At 38.0% G+C, this 15,797-nt stretch carries 19 protein-coding genes; all 19 read right to left on the bottom strand.

What is annotated here, in order from left to right; all coding sequences use genetic code 11:
• Positions 1-5 precede the first annotated feature (5 nt).
• The 19 genes from BN988_RS03225 to BN988_RS03315 all read right to left on the bottom strand — a co-directional run bounded on the left by BN988_RS03225 (position 6) and on the right by BN988_RS03315 (position 15,762).
• A complete protein-coding gene (locus tag BN988_RS03225; RefSeq protein WP_036573044.1) occupies positions 6-1,379 on the bottom strand; it encodes a DUF342 domain-containing protein in 1,374 nt (457 codons plus the stop codon).
• A gap of 66 nt (positions 1,380-1,445) precedes the next feature.
• A complete protein-coding gene (locus BN988_RS03230; protein WP_036573045.1) occupies positions 1,446-2,225 on the bottom strand; it encodes a FliA/WhiG family RNA polymerase sigma factor in 780 nt (259 codons plus the stop codon).
• Positions 2,226-2,267: 42 nt separating this feature from the next.
• A complete protein-coding gene (locus BN988_RS03235) occupies positions 2,268-2,765 on the bottom strand; it encodes a chemotaxis protein CheD (RefSeq protein WP_036573046.1) in 498 nt (165 codons plus the stop codon).
• Positions 2,758-3,393: a chemotaxis protein CheC gene (locus BN988_RS03240; RefSeq protein WP_036573047.1), complete on the bottom strand. Its 636-nt coding sequence runs from the start codon at positions 3,391-3,393 to the stop codon at positions 2,758-2,760. The genes BN988_RS03235 and BN988_RS03240 overlap by 8 nt, the downstream gene beginning before the upstream one ends.
• Before the next feature lie 3 nt (positions 3,394-3,396).
• Positions 3,397-3,870 (bottom strand): chemotaxis protein CheW, encoded by a 474-nt coding sequence (locus BN988_RS03245; RefSeq protein WP_036573048.1) that lies wholly within the window; start codon positions 3,868-3,870, stop codon positions 3,397-3,399.
• 97 nt (positions 3,871-3,967) lie between these two features.
• Entirely contained in the window at positions 3,968-5,020 is a 1,053-nt protein-coding gene (locus BN988_RS03250) for a protein-glutamate methylesterase/protein-glutamine glutaminase (protein ID WP_036573049.1), read from the bottom strand.
• 6 nt (positions 5,021-5,026) lie between these two features.
• The gene (locus BN988_RS03255; protein WP_036573050.1) at positions 5,027-5,905 is read right to left on the bottom strand and encodes a MinD/ParA family protein; all 879 of its coding nucleotides are present in this window, start codon (positions 5,903-5,905) and stop codon (positions 5,027-5,029) included.
• The gene (gene flhF, locus BN988_RS03260; RefSeq protein WP_036573051.1) at positions 5,898-7,034 is read right to left on the bottom strand and encodes a flagellar biosynthesis protein FlhF; all 1,137 of its coding nucleotides are present in this window, start codon (positions 7,032-7,034) and stop codon (positions 5,898-5,900) included. The genes BN988_RS03255 and flhF overlap by 8 nt, the downstream gene beginning before the upstream one ends.
• A complete protein-coding gene (gene flhA / locus BN988_RS03265) occupies positions 7,031-9,064 on the bottom strand; it encodes a flagellar biosynthesis protein FlhA (RefSeq protein ID WP_036573052.1) in 2,034 nt (677 codons plus the stop codon). The genes flhF and flhA overlap by 4 nt, the downstream gene beginning before the upstream one ends.
• Positions 9,065-9,083: 19 nt before the next feature.
• Positions 9,084-10,160 (bottom strand): flagellar biosynthesis protein FlhB, encoded by a 1,077-nt coding sequence (gene flhB / locus BN988_RS03270; protein ID WP_036573053.1) that lies wholly within the window; start codon positions 10,158-10,160, stop codon positions 9,084-9,086.
• Between the two features lies 1 nt (position 10,161).
• Positions 10,162-10,941 carry a flagellar biosynthetic protein FliR gene (gene fliR, locus BN988_RS03275; protein WP_036573054.1) on the bottom strand — a complete coding sequence of 260 codons (780 nt, stop codon included), beginning with the start codon at positions 10,939-10,941 and terminating at the stop codon, positions 10,162-10,164.
• Between the two features lie 3 nt (positions 10,942-10,944).
• The gene (gene fliQ / locus BN988_RS03280; protein ID WP_036573055.1) at positions 10,945-11,214 is read right to left on the bottom strand and encodes a flagellar biosynthesis protein FliQ; all 270 of its coding nucleotides are present in this window, start codon (positions 11,212-11,214) and stop codon (positions 10,945-10,947) included.
• A 32-nt stretch (positions 11,215-11,246) separates the two neighbouring features.
• Positions 11,247-11,912: a flagellar type III secretion system pore protein FliP gene (gene fliP, locus BN988_RS03285; protein ID WP_036573056.1), complete on the bottom strand. Its 666-nt coding sequence runs from the start codon at positions 11,910-11,912 to the stop codon at positions 11,247-11,249.
• Entirely contained in the window at positions 11,905-12,570 is a 666-nt protein-coding gene (locus BN988_RS03290; RefSeq protein WP_036573057.1) for a flagellar biosynthetic protein FliO, read from the bottom strand. The genes fliP and BN988_RS03290 overlap by 8 nt, the downstream gene beginning before the upstream one ends.
• A gap of 12 nt (positions 12,571-12,582) precedes the next feature.
• Positions 12,583-12,945 (bottom strand): response regulator, encoded by a 363-nt coding sequence (locus BN988_RS03295; protein ID WP_036573058.1) that lies wholly within the window; start codon positions 12,943-12,945, stop codon positions 12,583-12,585.
• A 25-nt stretch (positions 12,946-12,970) separates the two neighbouring features.
• The gene (gene fliY, locus BN988_RS03300) at positions 12,971-14,107 is read right to left on the bottom strand and encodes a flagellar motor switch phosphatase FliY (protein WP_036573059.1); all 1,137 of its coding nucleotides are present in this window, start codon (positions 14,105-14,107) and stop codon (positions 12,971-12,973) included.
• Entirely contained in the window at positions 14,097-15,095 is a 999-nt protein-coding gene (fliM, locus tag BN988_RS03305; protein ID WP_036573060.1) for a flagellar motor switch protein FliM, read from the bottom strand. Before fliM ends, fliY begins: the two co-directional genes overlap by 11 nt.
• 36 nt (positions 15,096-15,131) lie before the next feature.
• Positions 15,132-15,548, bottom strand: coding sequence for a flagellar basal body-associated protein FliL (gene fliL, locus BN988_RS03310; protein WP_036573061.1), 417 nt, complete (start codon positions 15,546-15,548; stop codon positions 15,132-15,134).
• Positions 15,541-15,762: a flagellar FlbD family protein gene (locus BN988_RS03315; protein WP_036573062.1), complete on the bottom strand. Its 222-nt coding sequence runs from the start codon at positions 15,760-15,762 to the stop codon at positions 15,541-15,543. Before BN988_RS03315 ends, fliL begins: the two co-directional genes overlap by 8 nt.
• Positions 15,763-15,797: the final 35 nt, after the last annotated feature.

A 15,797-nucleotide genomic window follows, 5' to 3' on the forward strand; every position in this document is an offset into this window, starting at 1 on the left:
CTGCATTAACTGAATAATGGATGTGTTACGATTTCGTTCTTGTTCATCTCTAATCTTACATAATGCGAATCTGACTTGATCGCTTTTTTATATTTCCCAAAAGCAATCCTAACGTTACGGTAAAGATTTTGCCTAACAGTAATGGAAGCTATTTGTTCGTTTCCTAGTGTGACTTTAACCATTTTAAGATTTTCCGTAACGGTGGCAAGTTCATTACTAGCTTTTTCATAAAGATTGCGCAGTCTAAGTTTTGTAATGCGTAATTTTGCATCGCTTGTTGTAAGAGATGTGTTTTTCATCCTTTTACCCAGTATAGAGAGTTTCGCTATCTCATCTTCTAATTCCTTCTTTTTTGTAACCAATACTTGCTCTTTTTCCATAGCTAGCTTGTTTATACCAAGGGAAATCTCTGTTTTTATATGTAGTCTGTTGCCAACATCCATCGCTTCCACAGATTTACCCGCGGATACACTGCCACCAATAATATTACCTTTTTGGCAATAGACCTTTTCACCTGCTGCACAAGTACTGTGAAGGATAGAGTTCTCTACGAAAATGTCCTTTTCTGCCACCACGCTGCCCTGATTAATATACCCAACCCTGACTGTTTCTCCTGCTACTACGGAACCTTCCTTTTGACCTGCAAGTCCCTCTGCAATAAAAACTGTCCCACCTGCAATGATGGTGGCCGCTTCCACTAGACCATAAATTTTGATGTCTGCTGTAGCTTTAACCGAAAACCCTGAGGGTACATCTCCATGAATAATAATGGTCCCAACAAAGTCAAGATTGCCGTATTTCATAGAAAGTGTCTCATGCACTTCATAAACTGGATAAACATGTAACGTATTCCCTATTATGCTCAGTTCCCCTTCCGCTTCTGCATAGAAAGATTGGTCTTCCTGATGAAATACAACGTTTTTACCTGGATTTAAAAGAGCCACCTTACCTGGCTTGGCTCTTATTTTCTTATTGAAAACATTAATTCCATCTTCCTCATTTGTCGGTGGTATTAATGTAGCAAGCTTCTGTCCAGTTGTTGCGGCAGGAATCCGCATAATATCGCGGAAATTCGCGCTGGAATCACGATCTATTTCCGTAGTTAAGTTAGAATGATAGACAATTTGCCCGTCTATTCCATTTATTGCTGGCTTACCTTTTGCAATCGTAATAGGGAAAGAAAGATCCTCTTTAGCTATAAGACGTTGAAAATAAGTTTCGTTAAGTCCATAGTGTATTTGATTCTCTTTCATTAGGCTGTTTAATATTTCCTCATCCATCTTTATTTCCTTGTACATCCCTCTATCGAGACAATCCAATTCAGCAGATAAGCCATCCTTCTTTAAAACGACTTGAAAGCATTCTCTTAACTGTTCCATCACTTCTTCTCCTTATCCTGTTTTTAAACTTCGACTCAGGCATATAGATGTAAGAAGAATGGTTTGTTAGTTAACAGCCTGGATTTTTTTGAGCGTACTTCTTAATTTGACGATAGACTTTTTATGAATCTGTGAGATACGGGAAGTAGTAAGGCCGAGTACCTGTCCAATTTCCGTTAAAGACAATTCATCCTGGTAAAACAAACTGATTACCATTTGTTCATTTTCATTTAAACTGCTAATACCTTCTGCTAGTTCTTTTTTTAATTCATTTGAAAGAACATTGAGCTCAGGTAAAACCGTTGTTTCATCAGGTACAGCATAGCCAATTCCCTCTTTCAATTCACTTCTTCCATCTTTTGGTTTCTCTTCGATAGATAGGACATTCGCAAATAATGAATCATTTAAGATGGTCTCCACTTCTTTCACTCCCAGTCCAGCCTTTTCAGCAATCTCTTCCATTGTTGGCATGCGTTGGAGTGCTTGTTCAAGTGAATGGGTTAGCTGCTCCAGTTTCTTCGTTTTCTCACGTAATGATCTAGGAAGCCAGTCTTCTCTTCTCAACCCATCCATAATCGCTCCTCTGATACGGAAGGATGCATATGTATCAAACTTAAGATCTCGTGCTGGTTCGAACTTTTTAAGTGCGTCATATAACCCGAGCAATCCAAAACTCTTAACATCATCCCTATTCACACTACTCGGCAAATGACTGGAGATTCGCTCAGTATGGTAGCTTACAAGATACATATATGTTTGAATGAGTTCATTTGCAGCATTGTTATCCTTTCGGGTCTGCCAATCATGCCACAACTTTTGTTCATGAGAAGACTTGTTCACCGTCATCATTAACTCCTCCCTCTCTACTATTAAACCAACTAGCTTCAATTAAATCAGTTGTTCCTCTTTACTAGCTTTTTTTATTTTCAATTTACTTGTTTCAGGATTAAACTCTATTGTTCTTCCAACGTTACCACCCGTATCGGCTGCGATAACAGGAATGCGTAAGTCTTGTAAAATAGCTAAAACTGCTTCAGAATTTCGTGGGCCAATTCGCATAATGTCAGAATTAGAAGTGAAGTGAAACATTTGCGCCCCACCAGCGAGTTTTGCTTTTAATGCATATTTTCTAGCACCCTCGTCAATTAATTTATTAACTAAGATCGGAATGGCAGTATCTGCATATTTATAAGCATTTAGTTCCGCCTGTTTTGCCATATTAGAATCTGGCAGAAGGATGTGGGAGAGTCCTGCTATCCGCTTAACATCATCATAAATTACTACACCTACACATGATCCAAGTCCAGAGGTCCGGATAACACCTGGTGCTGTTACCATATTTAAATCCGCTATACCAACTTTCACTATAGAGTTAACCTCAATCATATTCCGTAATTCCTAATGCATGAAATAACTTAGTGAGTGAAGCTGGATCTGGTATTAGCAAGAAATTCCCCTGAACACCTTTTTGATCTTCTTGCTCATTAATCTTGGTATCAATGATGATGGCATAATCTGAGACTTGCGATAACTCTAATAACCCTACTGTCAAAATAGCTCCAGCCATATCAATACTTAAATAAGGTACAGAGGGTTGCATATTGATATTAGTAAAGTCTGACAACGCGGATAAATAAGAACCAGTTAAAATATTCCCCGCCTCCTGCAATGCAGAGATAGCAAAGTCGTTGGCTGACTCACCGAGTAAATTCCCTTTATTTCCAGGTACTATTTCATTAACCAAGAATTCCGCCTCTTCAATAGATAATATAAAATACACTGTCCCAGGTGCTTCTCCCTGGATTCGGAAAAACACTGCAGCAATTAGTTCATCAGGTCCACCAATTAATTCCATTACTTCATCAAAACTTACCACTTTAACTGAAGGGACTTGCATATCAATTTTCTTATTAAGTAATTTTGCCATGGAGGTTGCTGCATTTCCTGCTCCAATATTACCTATTTCTCGAAGCACATCTTTTTGTACGTTGGTTAGGTTTGTAAAGTCGTTCATTTATTAAGACCCTTCCACTCCATGTAATTCCTTCACTTGATCAACCGTTAAAACCTTCTCAAGATCAAGAAGAATGAACAATCGATCTTCCATTTTTACAACACCTTCGATATAGTCTACATCTACAGTTCCAATTACTTCAGGTGGTGGTTCGATTGCATCTTCAGAAATATCCATTACATCATTGGCAGCATCTACGATCAAACCGACCTCCATATCTTCCAAATTAATAATAATAATTCTAGTAGATTCATTGTATTCTGTTGCTTCGAGATTAAATCTGACGCGCAAGTCAATGACTGGTGTTACAACTCCTCGCAGATTTATCACACCTTTAACAAAGTCAGCAGTTTGAGGTACTCTAGTAATCGGGAGCACCCTTTCTATTGCCCCTACTTGCTGTACTGATACTGCATACTCTTCATTCTGCAATTGAAATATAATAACTTTTCTATTAAGTGAAGTTCCTGTTTCCATTTTTCACGCCTCCGTTTTTCTTTTTTATATTTTGATAATAAGCCTAATTGGCAATTCTAAAAATACTTTTCGACTATGAAACAAAGTCTATATACTCTTATACGTTCACCAGATTTTCAAGCGTATCCGCAACTTGGTTTAATGCCACAATGTGATTAACACAGTTCGTTTTAACTGCAGACTTTGGCATTCCATAAATAACGGCTGTCTTTTCTGATTCCGCTATGGTTATGGTAGAAGGATCTATTGTTTTCATCCTCTTGATTCCGTTAGATCCATCGCTTCCCATTCCCGTTAGAATAACGGCAATTTTGTTTGTTTGATCTAAGTCACCTGCAGATTCAAACAACACATCAACAGAAGGCCTATGCCCATTAACTGGTTCTTTTTGAGATAATTCCACAACCATCGCTATTCCGCGTTTTTTTACATGCATATGGTAATTTCCAGGGGCAATATACGCTGTCCCATCCTCAAGGACTTCACCATGAACTGCCTCTTTGACATGAACTGCTGACATTGAATTCAGGCGCTCTGCAAGAGACTTGGTAAAGCCAGGAGGCATATGTTGAACAATCAATATCGGCGCTGAAAAATCAGCTGGTAGGCAAGGTATTACTTGTTGTAAAGCGCGTGGCCCTCCCGTTGACGTACCAATGGTTACAATCGTTCGGCTATATGTCTGTTTCCGGTTTTGGACAGGAATGTCAGTAGATTGTATTTTAGTCTCTTCAGGTTTTTCTGCAATAGATACACCAGACGCTGCTATTACTTTACTAATAATTTCTTTTGTTATCTGACCATTCTCTATCGATAAACTTCCTGAAGGCTTCGTTATAAAATCAACTGCTCCATTAGAAATTGCCTGTAAGGTTTTGTCTGCCCCCTCTGCAGTAGCGCTCGATAACATTACAACAGGAACTGGGCATTCACCCATAATATATTGAAGTGCTGTAATACCATCCATTACAGGCATATGAATATCCAATGTTACAACATCTGGTGACAACTTTTTTATTTTCCTAATCCCGTCCTCACCATTGCGGGCTGTAGCAATTACTTGAATACGTCGGTCTGATTCTAGCATATCCTTAATAACCTTTCGCATAAATGCAGAATCATCAATTACCAGCACACGAATAGATTTCATAATTCGTTACCTCTCTGTCATCAGTTGTTTTAGTTTTTGTAGGAAAGTCTTACGGCTAGATTGTTGAATATCGTGCGGTAAATTATCCGTATAATGATAGGCTAGTTGTTTCATAGCCTTACTAACAGGAGCATTCTCATTATATATAGTATAAGGAATCTGCCGAATAACGGCTTGGGATACATGCTTATCATCAGGTAATATGCCCAGTGCATTCACATTAACCTCAAGAAAACGCATCACCACTTCACGGAACCGCTGTAAAGCCCGTTCACCTTCTTTTGTACTTGAAGCTCTATTCATAATAACTTTCATGGGCATTTCCAGGTTGTTGGATACGATATGTTTAATCATGCCATACGCATCTGTAATGGATGTTGGCTCTGGAGTAGTTATAACAATACATTCATCAGAGGCCAAAATAAATGACATGGTATCCTTAGTTGCCCCCGCGCCCATATCGAAAATAATATAATCATAGGAAGAAACTAGCTTATGATACTGTTCAAAAAAATAATCTCTGCTTTCTTTATTAAGTGAAAACAATTCATTCAGCCCTGAACCTCCTGCAATGTATCCTAACCCCTTAGGTCCTGTTTCTATTATATCTTCAATTCTTTCATAATTTTGCAAGAGGTTAACAATTGACTTGCGTGCCGGCACTCCCATTAAAATGTCTATATTCCCCATGCCGATATCCAGATCGAATAAAAGGACACGGTTTTTCTGACTAACTAACTCTAATGATAAATTGAGTGCTACATTAGACTTGCCTACACCGCCCTTACCACTAATAATAGAAACAGTTTTTGCTTGTTTTAAATCATGTAAAGGGTTATCTTGTTTCAATTTTTTTCGAAGACTTGATGCTTGATCCTCAAACATCTCGCAAACCGTCCACAATGTAATCACTTATCAGCGAAGGTGACAATTTTAATAGATCTTCAGGAACGTCCTGTCCATTGGTTGCATACGCAATTCCAGTCTGTTTGCCAAGTGATATATTTAGAAAGCTACCATATTGTCTGGTTTCATCAGTCTTTGTGAATACTACTTCTTTGATACCAATCTGAGAAAACTGGTTATAAATGGTAGTAATATCTTCTGCTTTTGCCGTTAGAGCTAGTACGAGATACGTATCCATCTCCCATTCAGGACGAGTGGTTTCCTTTAGCTGTCTTATATACTGTTCATCTCGGAAATTTCTGCCGGCTGTATCAACAAGAATGACATCGTAATTGGCATATTTATCAAATGCTTGCCTAAAGTCATCTGCTGTATATGCAACTTCCATTGGCACATCTAATATCTTGGCATACGTTCTCAATTGCTCTACAGCTGCAATACGATAAGTATCAGAGGTTATAAGCGCAACTTTCTTCTGGTCCTCTAGCATACATTTTGCTGCGATTTTAGCGATGGTTGTTGTCTTCCCAACCCCTGTCGGACCTACAAACTGTGCAATTTTCTTCGTATCCTCTATGCCTTTATACGGAAATCCGGAAAGATCTGTCTTTAAAACCGTCGCTAAGGTGTCAACTATATCACGATAACCTACATTTTCTGATCCTAGATCGCTTGCCTTATCCAATACTTTATCCACAAGCTGTTTAGCAAGAATTGGCTCTACTTCTTGTGCAAGTAAGCCTTCATAAACAAGTCGATAGTTCATTGGATAATGACTGGTTTCATCTGTTGAGTAATGAAGCATTTTTTTTAGTTGCTTTATTTCCTCTAAGACAAGGTTATCAGAGTCCGATTTCGAAACATCTTGCTTCATTTCTCTTTTTGATGTATCGGCTACTTTGTTTGGTATCGTTTGGTTATTGCTTGGTCGAATTGGATCTGGATCATGTGCCGCGACCACTTCAATTCTGCTTTTTTTAAAAAGTCCTAAAAAGCCTTTATGCTTTACCTCTTTGGAATTTAAGATAACAGCTCCTGTACCCAATTCTTTCCTTACCTGCTTCATTGCTTCTGGCATGGTTGCCGCAGTATATTTTTTTACCTTCATTGAATATTCACCACCCCTACGCTTTGTACTTGTACTGTTGGCTCCAATTCATTGTATGATAGCACGACAACCTGTGGAAGGAAACGTTCAACAAGCTGTTTCAAATACATTCTAACCGCTGGGGAGCAAAGTACGATTGCAGTTTCTTCCTGTAATGATAACTTTTCAGCTTCATTGTGCAGAGATTTCACAATTTCTTGTTGGGAATCAGGGTCCAGCGCTAAATAATTCCCATGCTCTGTCTGCTGGATGTTTTCCGCTAGAAGTTTCTCGACTTTCCCTGAGACAGTCAATACCTTCAATGAAGAATCATCTTCTGCATATTGCTTAGTAATCTGTGGAGATAAGGCTTGTCTTACATATTCCCCTAGTAGTTCTGTATCATTTGTTAATTTTGAGAAGTCTGCTAGGGTTTCAAAGATTACTGGCAAATTTCGTATGGAAATATTTTCTTTTAAAAGTTTTGCCAATACTTTCTGAATGTCTCCAATAGATAAAGGCTCTGGCGTCACTTCCTCTACTAATATTGGATAACTTTCTTTTAGGTGATCAATTAATTGTTTTGTTTCCTGTCGGCCTAGTAAAGTATGTGCATGTTTCTTTATCACTTCCGTAATATGGGTCGATACAACTGATGGTGGATCTACAACAGTATAACCGGACAACTCAGCTTCATCTTTTACTTCTTCGTTTATCCATTTAGCGGGAAGACCGAACGCCGGTTCTTTTGTATCGATTCCATCGATGTCATCATCTGCAATATCAGGAGACATCGCAAGGTAATGATCAAGCAGCAACTCCCCTTCTGCCACTTCATTTCCCTTAATTTTCATTTGGTATTCGTTAGGGTTAAGTTGGATGTTATCACGAATGCGAACAACCGGTATGACGATTCCTAATTCGATTGCCAATTGTCGTCGGATCATAATTATTCTGTCCAACAAATCTCCACCTTGATTCGTATCCGCTAAGGGTATTAGAGCATAACCAAATTCAAACTCAATAGGATCCATATTAATTAAACTAACAACATTTTCCGAAGTCTTCATTGCACTGCTTTCTGTTTGAACCTCTTCTTCTACTTCATCGACCTCCGGCTCTTCAGCCTGTTTCAATAACAAATATCCACTCAATGCAAGGACTCCCGCAATGACAGTAGTAAGGAAGAAGTTAATCGGCGTTAAACCAAGCAAGAAGATCGTCCCAGCTGCAATAAATAATAGCTTTGGATATTGTAATAGTTGACCTGTAACATCACTTCCAAGGTTCCCTGTACCTGCTACACGTGTTACAACAATTCCAGTTGCTGTTGCAATTAATAAGGCGGGTATCTGACTAACAAGCCCATCCCCTACAGTCAATCTCATATATGTATTAATTGCTTCTTGAAACGGCATGTCCATTTGTACCATGCCAATAATGAGGCCAAAAATAATGTTAATGAGAACGATGATTATACCAGCAATAGCATCACCTTTTACAAATTTACTAGCTCCATCCATAGAACCGTGAAAATCCGCCTCATTTTCTACCTTTTCCCGCCTAGCTTTTGCTTGCTGCTCAGAAATCAGTCCAGCATTCAGGTCGGCATCAATACTCATTTGCTTTCCTGGCATTGCATCAAGCGTAAACCTTGCTGCCACTTCTGATACACGTTCTGAGCCTTTAGTGATTACAAGAAACTGAATGATTACAAGTATAATAAATACAACGAAACCTACAAGAGGATTATCACCAATAACAAATGTACCAAATGTTTCTACGACTCCGCCTGCCTCAGCTTCAGAAAGAATTGACCTGGTAGTAGAAACATTTAACCCTAAACGGAAAAGTGTTAAAAGCAGCAAGAGAGATGGAAATATGGAAAACTGCAATGCTTCCTGTGTGTTCATTGATACAAGTATAACGATTAATGCAAGGGTTATATTACATAAAATAAAAATACTTAATAGCCATCCCGGTAGTGGAATGACAAGCATTACGATTATTAATATAACACCTAAAAGGACGGATAAATCACGAGCTTTCATTATTGTCTCTCCTCATTGCTTAAGCTTTTTTCTCTAGTTTATATACATACGCCAACACTTCAGCCACTGCTTTGAAGAACTCTTCTGGGATGATATCCCCTATCTCCGCTGCTTTATATAGGGCACGGGCTAGTGGTTTATTCTCTACTGTGGTTACCCCATTTTTCTTAGCAACTTCTTTTATCTTCATTGCAATATCGTCTGAACCCTTTGCGACAATGTACGGTGCGTCTGCTTTGGTCTCATCATACTTAATCGCTATGGCAAAGTGAGTTGGGTTCGTGATGACGACATCTGCGTTAGGGACCTCACTCATCATTCTGCGCGTTGCCATTTGACGTTGTCTTTCTTTTATTTTGGACTTTATTAATGGGTCCCCTTCAATATTTTTATATTCATCCTTTACATCTTGTTTAGACATCTTCATATTCTTTTCAAAATCGTAACGCTGGTAAGCATAATCGAAAACAGCAAGAAAAAGAAGAGCAATGGTCGCTGATATAGCCATGATAACCGTTACCTGACCAAAGAAGGCTAGCGCACCATCCACCGTTTTAAACGATAGCATCATCATTTCATCTTTATTTATCCAAATCACAAGAAATGTGATGGTGCCGATGAAAACAATTTTAAGTAATGATTTGAGCAATTCAACAAGTGCTCTGATGGAGAATATTCTTTTAGCACCTTGAATTGGATCTATTTTCTTCAGATCAAATTTTAAAGGCTCTGTTGTAAACAAGAATCCAATTTGCAGAAAATTTGCGGCCAACCCAGCTATTATCGCGATTACCATAATAGGCGCCAGCATTTTGGCAGCTTCAATCGCTGCACCGGTAAAAACTTGATGAACTGTGTTTTCCGTAACATCCCATTGAATGTATTCCGTAAAAGTATGTGTAAAGAAATCCATCATACTATTCTTTATCGAGCTACCAAAAACGATGAGAATAATAAAGGTAAAAAGCAGCAATATTGCTGTATTAATATCCTGGCTCTTTGCAACCTTCCCTTTCTTTCGCTCATCCTGACGCTTTTTCGGAGTTGCTTTTTCGGTCTTTTCACCTGCAAAAAATTGTAAATCAAGCTTCAGCAAGTTACGCACCCCCGAATAATTGCATCAGTCCCTGCATTGTTTGGAACAGATATGTAAATAATTTTTTAACAAGTACAATATAGAGACTTAGAAAAACGAATAAAGTTAGGAAACTTACAAGTATCTTTAGTGGAAGTCCTACTACAAATACATTTAGTTGTGGGACCGTTCTCGCTATAATACCCAGTGCGACGTCAACTAAGAACAGGCAGCCAACAATTGGTATGGCAATTTGGAAAGCGATCAGAAACATCGTATTAAACGCATCGATAACAAAATCAGCAATAGATTGGTTGCCAAATGGTATAAATGTATCTACAGGAATAAACGAATAACTATTGTAAATACCGTCGATTAATAAATGATGCCCGTCTACAGCCAATAAAAAGAGTAAGGAAAAGATATAAAAATATTGACCCGTTAATGGACTTTGTGCGCCAGTTTGCGGATCAATAACATTAGCTATTGCAAATCCCATCTGAAAATCTATAAACCCACCAGCGATTTGAACTGCTGAAAGAATGATGTATGCAATTAGACCAATCAATAGTCCAACCAATACTTCTTTTATTAAAAGAAACAAGTACAATTCATCGAAAGCAATATCTGTGGTGCCAATTGTATAAAACATAATAAAAGCTAAAAAGAAACTAAGGCCGATTTTAAATGGTGTTGGTATAGTTCCGTAAGCAAATAGTGGCAACGTGACAAAAAAGGCTAGCACTCGAACAAAGACAAGAATAAAAACTGGCAAGCTATTAACATTAATTAATTCAAGCATGGGTTACCCTACAAACTGATTTAAATTTTGAAATATGTCGGAAGTAAATTTAACCATTTCTGTAAGCATCCATGGTCCAAAAAAAATGAGTCCAACCAATACAGCTACAATTTTCGGAACAAAAGCTAAGGTCTGTTCCTGTATTTGGGTTGTCGCTTGAAAAATACTTACCAGCAAGCCAACAGCAAGCGCTAGTATCAACAAAGGGCCTGTGATTAAGAGAATGGTATAAACTCCCTTTTCTGCGAGGCCTAATACAAATTCACTGCTCACCAAAATCACCTACTTTTCTTAAAATATCCAACTTAGAAACTATCCAACAGAGAATGTGTAATCATATACCAACCATCAACTAATACGAATAATAGAATTTTGAATGGCAGGGAGATCATTACAGGTGGCAGCATCATCATCCCCATTGACATAAGGACACTTGCAACAGCCATATCAATAATTAAAAAAGGAACAAAAATCATGAATCCCATTTGAAAGGCAGTCTTCAATTCACTGATCGCAAATGCTGGAACAAGGGTTGTCAGCGGTATCTCCTGAACTGTTTCTGGCTTTTCTAGCTGAGCATAATTCATAAATAAGGCAAGGTCTTTCTGGCGTGTATGCTCTGCCATAAAGTCCTTCATTGGAGCACTCGCTCTATCATAGGCCTCATCAAGGGTTATTTCTTCATCGAATAATGGTTGAAGTGCTTCATCATACACCTCTCCAAAAATAGGTGCCATAATAAAAAAGGTAAGAAATAAGGCAATACCAATAAGCACCTGATTTGGTGGCATTTGTTGCGTTGCAAGTGATGTTCTTACAAATGACAAGACTATAATAATTCTAGTGAAACTCGTCATCAATATTAATATACCTGGCGCAAGAGACAAGACTGTCAATAGGAGTAATAGTTTTACAGATGTCGCTACATTCGAAGGATCCGAACTAGAAAACATGTCTACGAATTCATTCATGTCTATCTTCCTTTTGCTTTTGCTGTTGAATCAATTTGTTGCGATTGCTCTTTAGCTTTTTCAATTCACCCGAGAAAAGATCTTTAAAATCTGGTCCATCTGATTTCATAGTTGATGTTGTAGACTTTCCTTTTGATTGAAATAGATCTGCAAGAATTCCACCTGTGCCTTGCTGCTGTGCTTCATCCTGCCTTATCAAATCTGCCTTCACATTTTCATCTGTGATTTCCTGTAAAAGTTCAACATTATCGCCCACACCAAGCAGGTAAAAACGGTCCCCTAAACGTACAATTTGAACAGATTTATTTTGTCCTACTGATACACCACCAAGGCTTTCAAGAGCTCTTACCTTTGTAAATAACTTGTTTCTCTTATTCAAAAACTTTAAAAGCACATAGATGAGTGCCAATACTAATACTAAAGCAAAGAACATTTTTATAAGATCAAACAGCATGGATCCACTTTCTTCCACTTGCCCCTGTTCCACCTGCTCTTCTTGATTGTTTCCTTCTTGTTCAGTTGGGCTATTTTCTCCTTCCTCTTCTTCATTTAGCCAGTCAGTCACATTAGAAGAACTAGCAGAGACTTCGTTAGATAGAATAGAAAAGGAGAAAATGGCGATGAAACAGATAACTAGACTTATTTTTTTAAATAACATACTCACTCGTTCCTAATTCAAAGCCTTTTGTATTGCTTCAATAACACGGTCTGACTGAAATGGTTTAACAATAAAATCTTTCGCACCTGCTTGGATGGCATCAATTACCATCGCTTGCTGTCCCATTGCAGAGCACATAATTATTTTTGCACTTGGATGCTTTGCTTTGATTTCCTTTAACGCGGTTATGCCATCTTTTTCGGGCATCGTGATATCCATTGTGACCAAATCAGGTTCTAATTCGTTATATTTTTCAACAGCTTGAACACCATCTTGTGCTTCCCCCACTACGTCAAAACCATTTTTAGTTAAAATATCTTTAATCATCATTCTCATAAAAGCTGCGTCATCTACAATCAAGATGCGTTGTCCCATCTAAAAATCCCCCTTTAGCAAAATGTTATTTAAGTTTGCGTAACCTATCTGACTGGCTTAGGATATCTGTAACCCGTACACCAAAGTTTTCATCAATTACCACTACTTCTCCTCTAGCAATAAGTTTTTCGTTTACTAGAATATCTACAGGCTCTCCAGCTAATTTATCTAGTTCTATAATAGATCCAGCAGATAAATCCAGAATATCCCGGATCGTTCGTTTCGTTCTTCCTAACTCAACCGTTACTTTTAAAGGAATGTCCATCAACATATCCAAGTTACGATGTTCTGATTTATTTAATTCTACAGGCTCAAAGTTAGAAAACGCTGCAGGTTGGACAGCACTATGTTGATTTGCGGTATTTCCTAACATGCTTGGATCCTCTTGACGATTTGTCTCATATTGATGTTTCACAGGCTGTTCCGTCTCGGTTTCAAAGCTTCTTTCTAGCTCTTCGACCGTCACAGCAGCTTCTTCCTCAGCTTTTCCATTCAGCAATTCATCCACCAATCCCTTTGCAAAGCTCATTGGCATAAGTTGCATAATATTAGAATCTATTAGATCGCCAACTTTGAGCTCAAAAAAGACCTTTACATAGGCATCTTCTGTAAATCTAGCTTTGGTGTCATCCTCGGGGTCTTCTAATAGTATATTGGGTGGTGAAATATCAACTTTCTTGTTGAAGACAGTTGACATGCTTGTTGCAGCTGCTCCCATCATTTGGTTCATTGCTTCCTGGACAGCGCTCAAATGAATTTCATTTAATTCCTCAGCAGGAGAAGTTCCATCTCCCCCTAACATAATATCAGAAATAATCGCTGCATCTGGTGATTTTAGTACAAATACATTTTTCCCCGTAAAGCCATCAATATAGCTTACTTCGACGCTGACTGGTTCAAAGTTAAACTCTTTTTCTAGATCTGCCTTCTGAATTACAGATACGGTTGGTGTTGTAATATCTACTTTTTGATTTAACAAAGTTGATAGTGTCGTAGCAGAACTCCCGAAGGATATGTTGCCAATCTCTCCTAATGTATCTTCTTCAATTGTAGTTAAAGACTGATGTACAGGTGAAGTGACTTCAGCATCGTCTGCATCATCTTCGCCAATCTTCAATAATGCATCAATTTCATCCTGTGACAGCATTCCATCATTCATCATCTATGTTCACCCCTTTAATTTCTTCCATTACTTGCACTGACAATTTATTTTTTAGCTTGCCAGGCTGTACATAAAATTTTGGCTTATTATTAACTTCCAGTATAAGTGGTTGATCTATTGTTTGATCTAGCCCAATTACATCATTTGGTTTAAGATTAAGAAATTGCTCAATGTTTATGTCTGTAGTCCCCAACAAAGTCTTTGCTTCTACTTTTGCTGTTTCCAAGTTCGTAGACAATTTATTGTATGCTTCATCGTCTCTTTCTTTAGTCGACGTCTGCATCCAATAGTGGACAGATAACTTTGAAATAATTGGCTCAAGCACGATATGTGGAATACAGATGTTAATTAACCCACTCGTATCACCAATAGCTGTGTTTAAAGAGACTACAACTACCGTTTCATTTGGTGAAACCATCTGTAAAAACTGTGGATTCACTTCGAATTCTTCCATTATAGGATCAATTTCTACAATAGAAGCCCATGCTTCTTGCAAGTTTACAATTGCTTTTTCAAATATTTGTGACATTAGTATCGTTTCAATCTCCGTCAAGTTGTCCACTTTATTGGCACTATACCCTTTGCCCCCGAGTATTCTGTCCAGTAACGCATAGGCAATGTTTGGGTTAATTTCCATAACGATCCTTCCCTCAAGCGGAGAAACACTATATGTATTAAGTACTGTCATTTTTGGAACTGATCTTATAAATTCTTCGTATGGGATTTGATCTACTGATGCCACATTGATATTCACATATGTCCGCAATTGAGCAGAGAAAAAAGTTGTAAGCATCCGAGCATAGTTTTCGTGGATTCTTGATATGCTGCGGATCTGATCTTTTGAGAAACGTAGTGCTCGTTTAAAGTCATAAACACGGACTTTTTTTTCTTTATCTTCTTTTTTAAGCTCTTCTGCGTCCATTTCACCTGACGTGATAGCAGACAAGAGGGCATCTATCTCATTTTGCGAAAGAACTTCATCTACCAATTAACTCACCTCCATGTTGGAGTATTACATCTATGTTTACTGCAAAATCTTATTGATTGTATAAACATCGGTAATTTTTCCATCTGTCATAACTTCATTTAACTTTATTTGGACGGTTTCTTCTAATTCAGATAAACCTGCTTTAAAATCCTCTTCACTCAACACGGCTAACTCTTTAATAAGGATATTTTTAAGCTGGAAATCTCGTTTAGCAATTTCTTCCTTGGCATCTTTACTATCCGTTATAATCTGGAATTGAATCCGTACAAAGCTGCCGTCATCCAGATCTGTTGTTACTTCAGGTGACTCATAGGAATACTCCACAATATCATCGATTGTTTTCGCTTCACCTTCTTTTTCATCATTGAAATTAAGGATAACCAGGAAAGCTATAGCTGCTCCAACAATCAGTATTGCTATGGAGGAAAGCATCACCTTAACTAACTTACTCATTTTTACCATCACCTGCTTTATTTAAAGATTGTTGCAAGCCAATTTTCTTATAAAATTCTGTTGCCAGTTCAATTACCGTATGTTCCCTGTCTTTTACAACAACCTTTTTACCGTTTAACAATGTTATCGTAGTGTCAGGAAATGATTGAATCTGTTCGATCAATAACGCATTAAGCGTAAATGTTTCATTATTTAAACGTCTTAACTCAATCATAAAATGGGCGGGAGTGCCCAGGATACGACACTCCC

The sequence above is a fragment of the Oceanobacillus picturae genome (genome assembly GCF_000612865.1).
GTDB lineage: Bacteria > Bacillota > Bacilli > Bacillales > Amphibacillaceae > Oceanobacillus_B > Oceanobacillus_B jordanicus.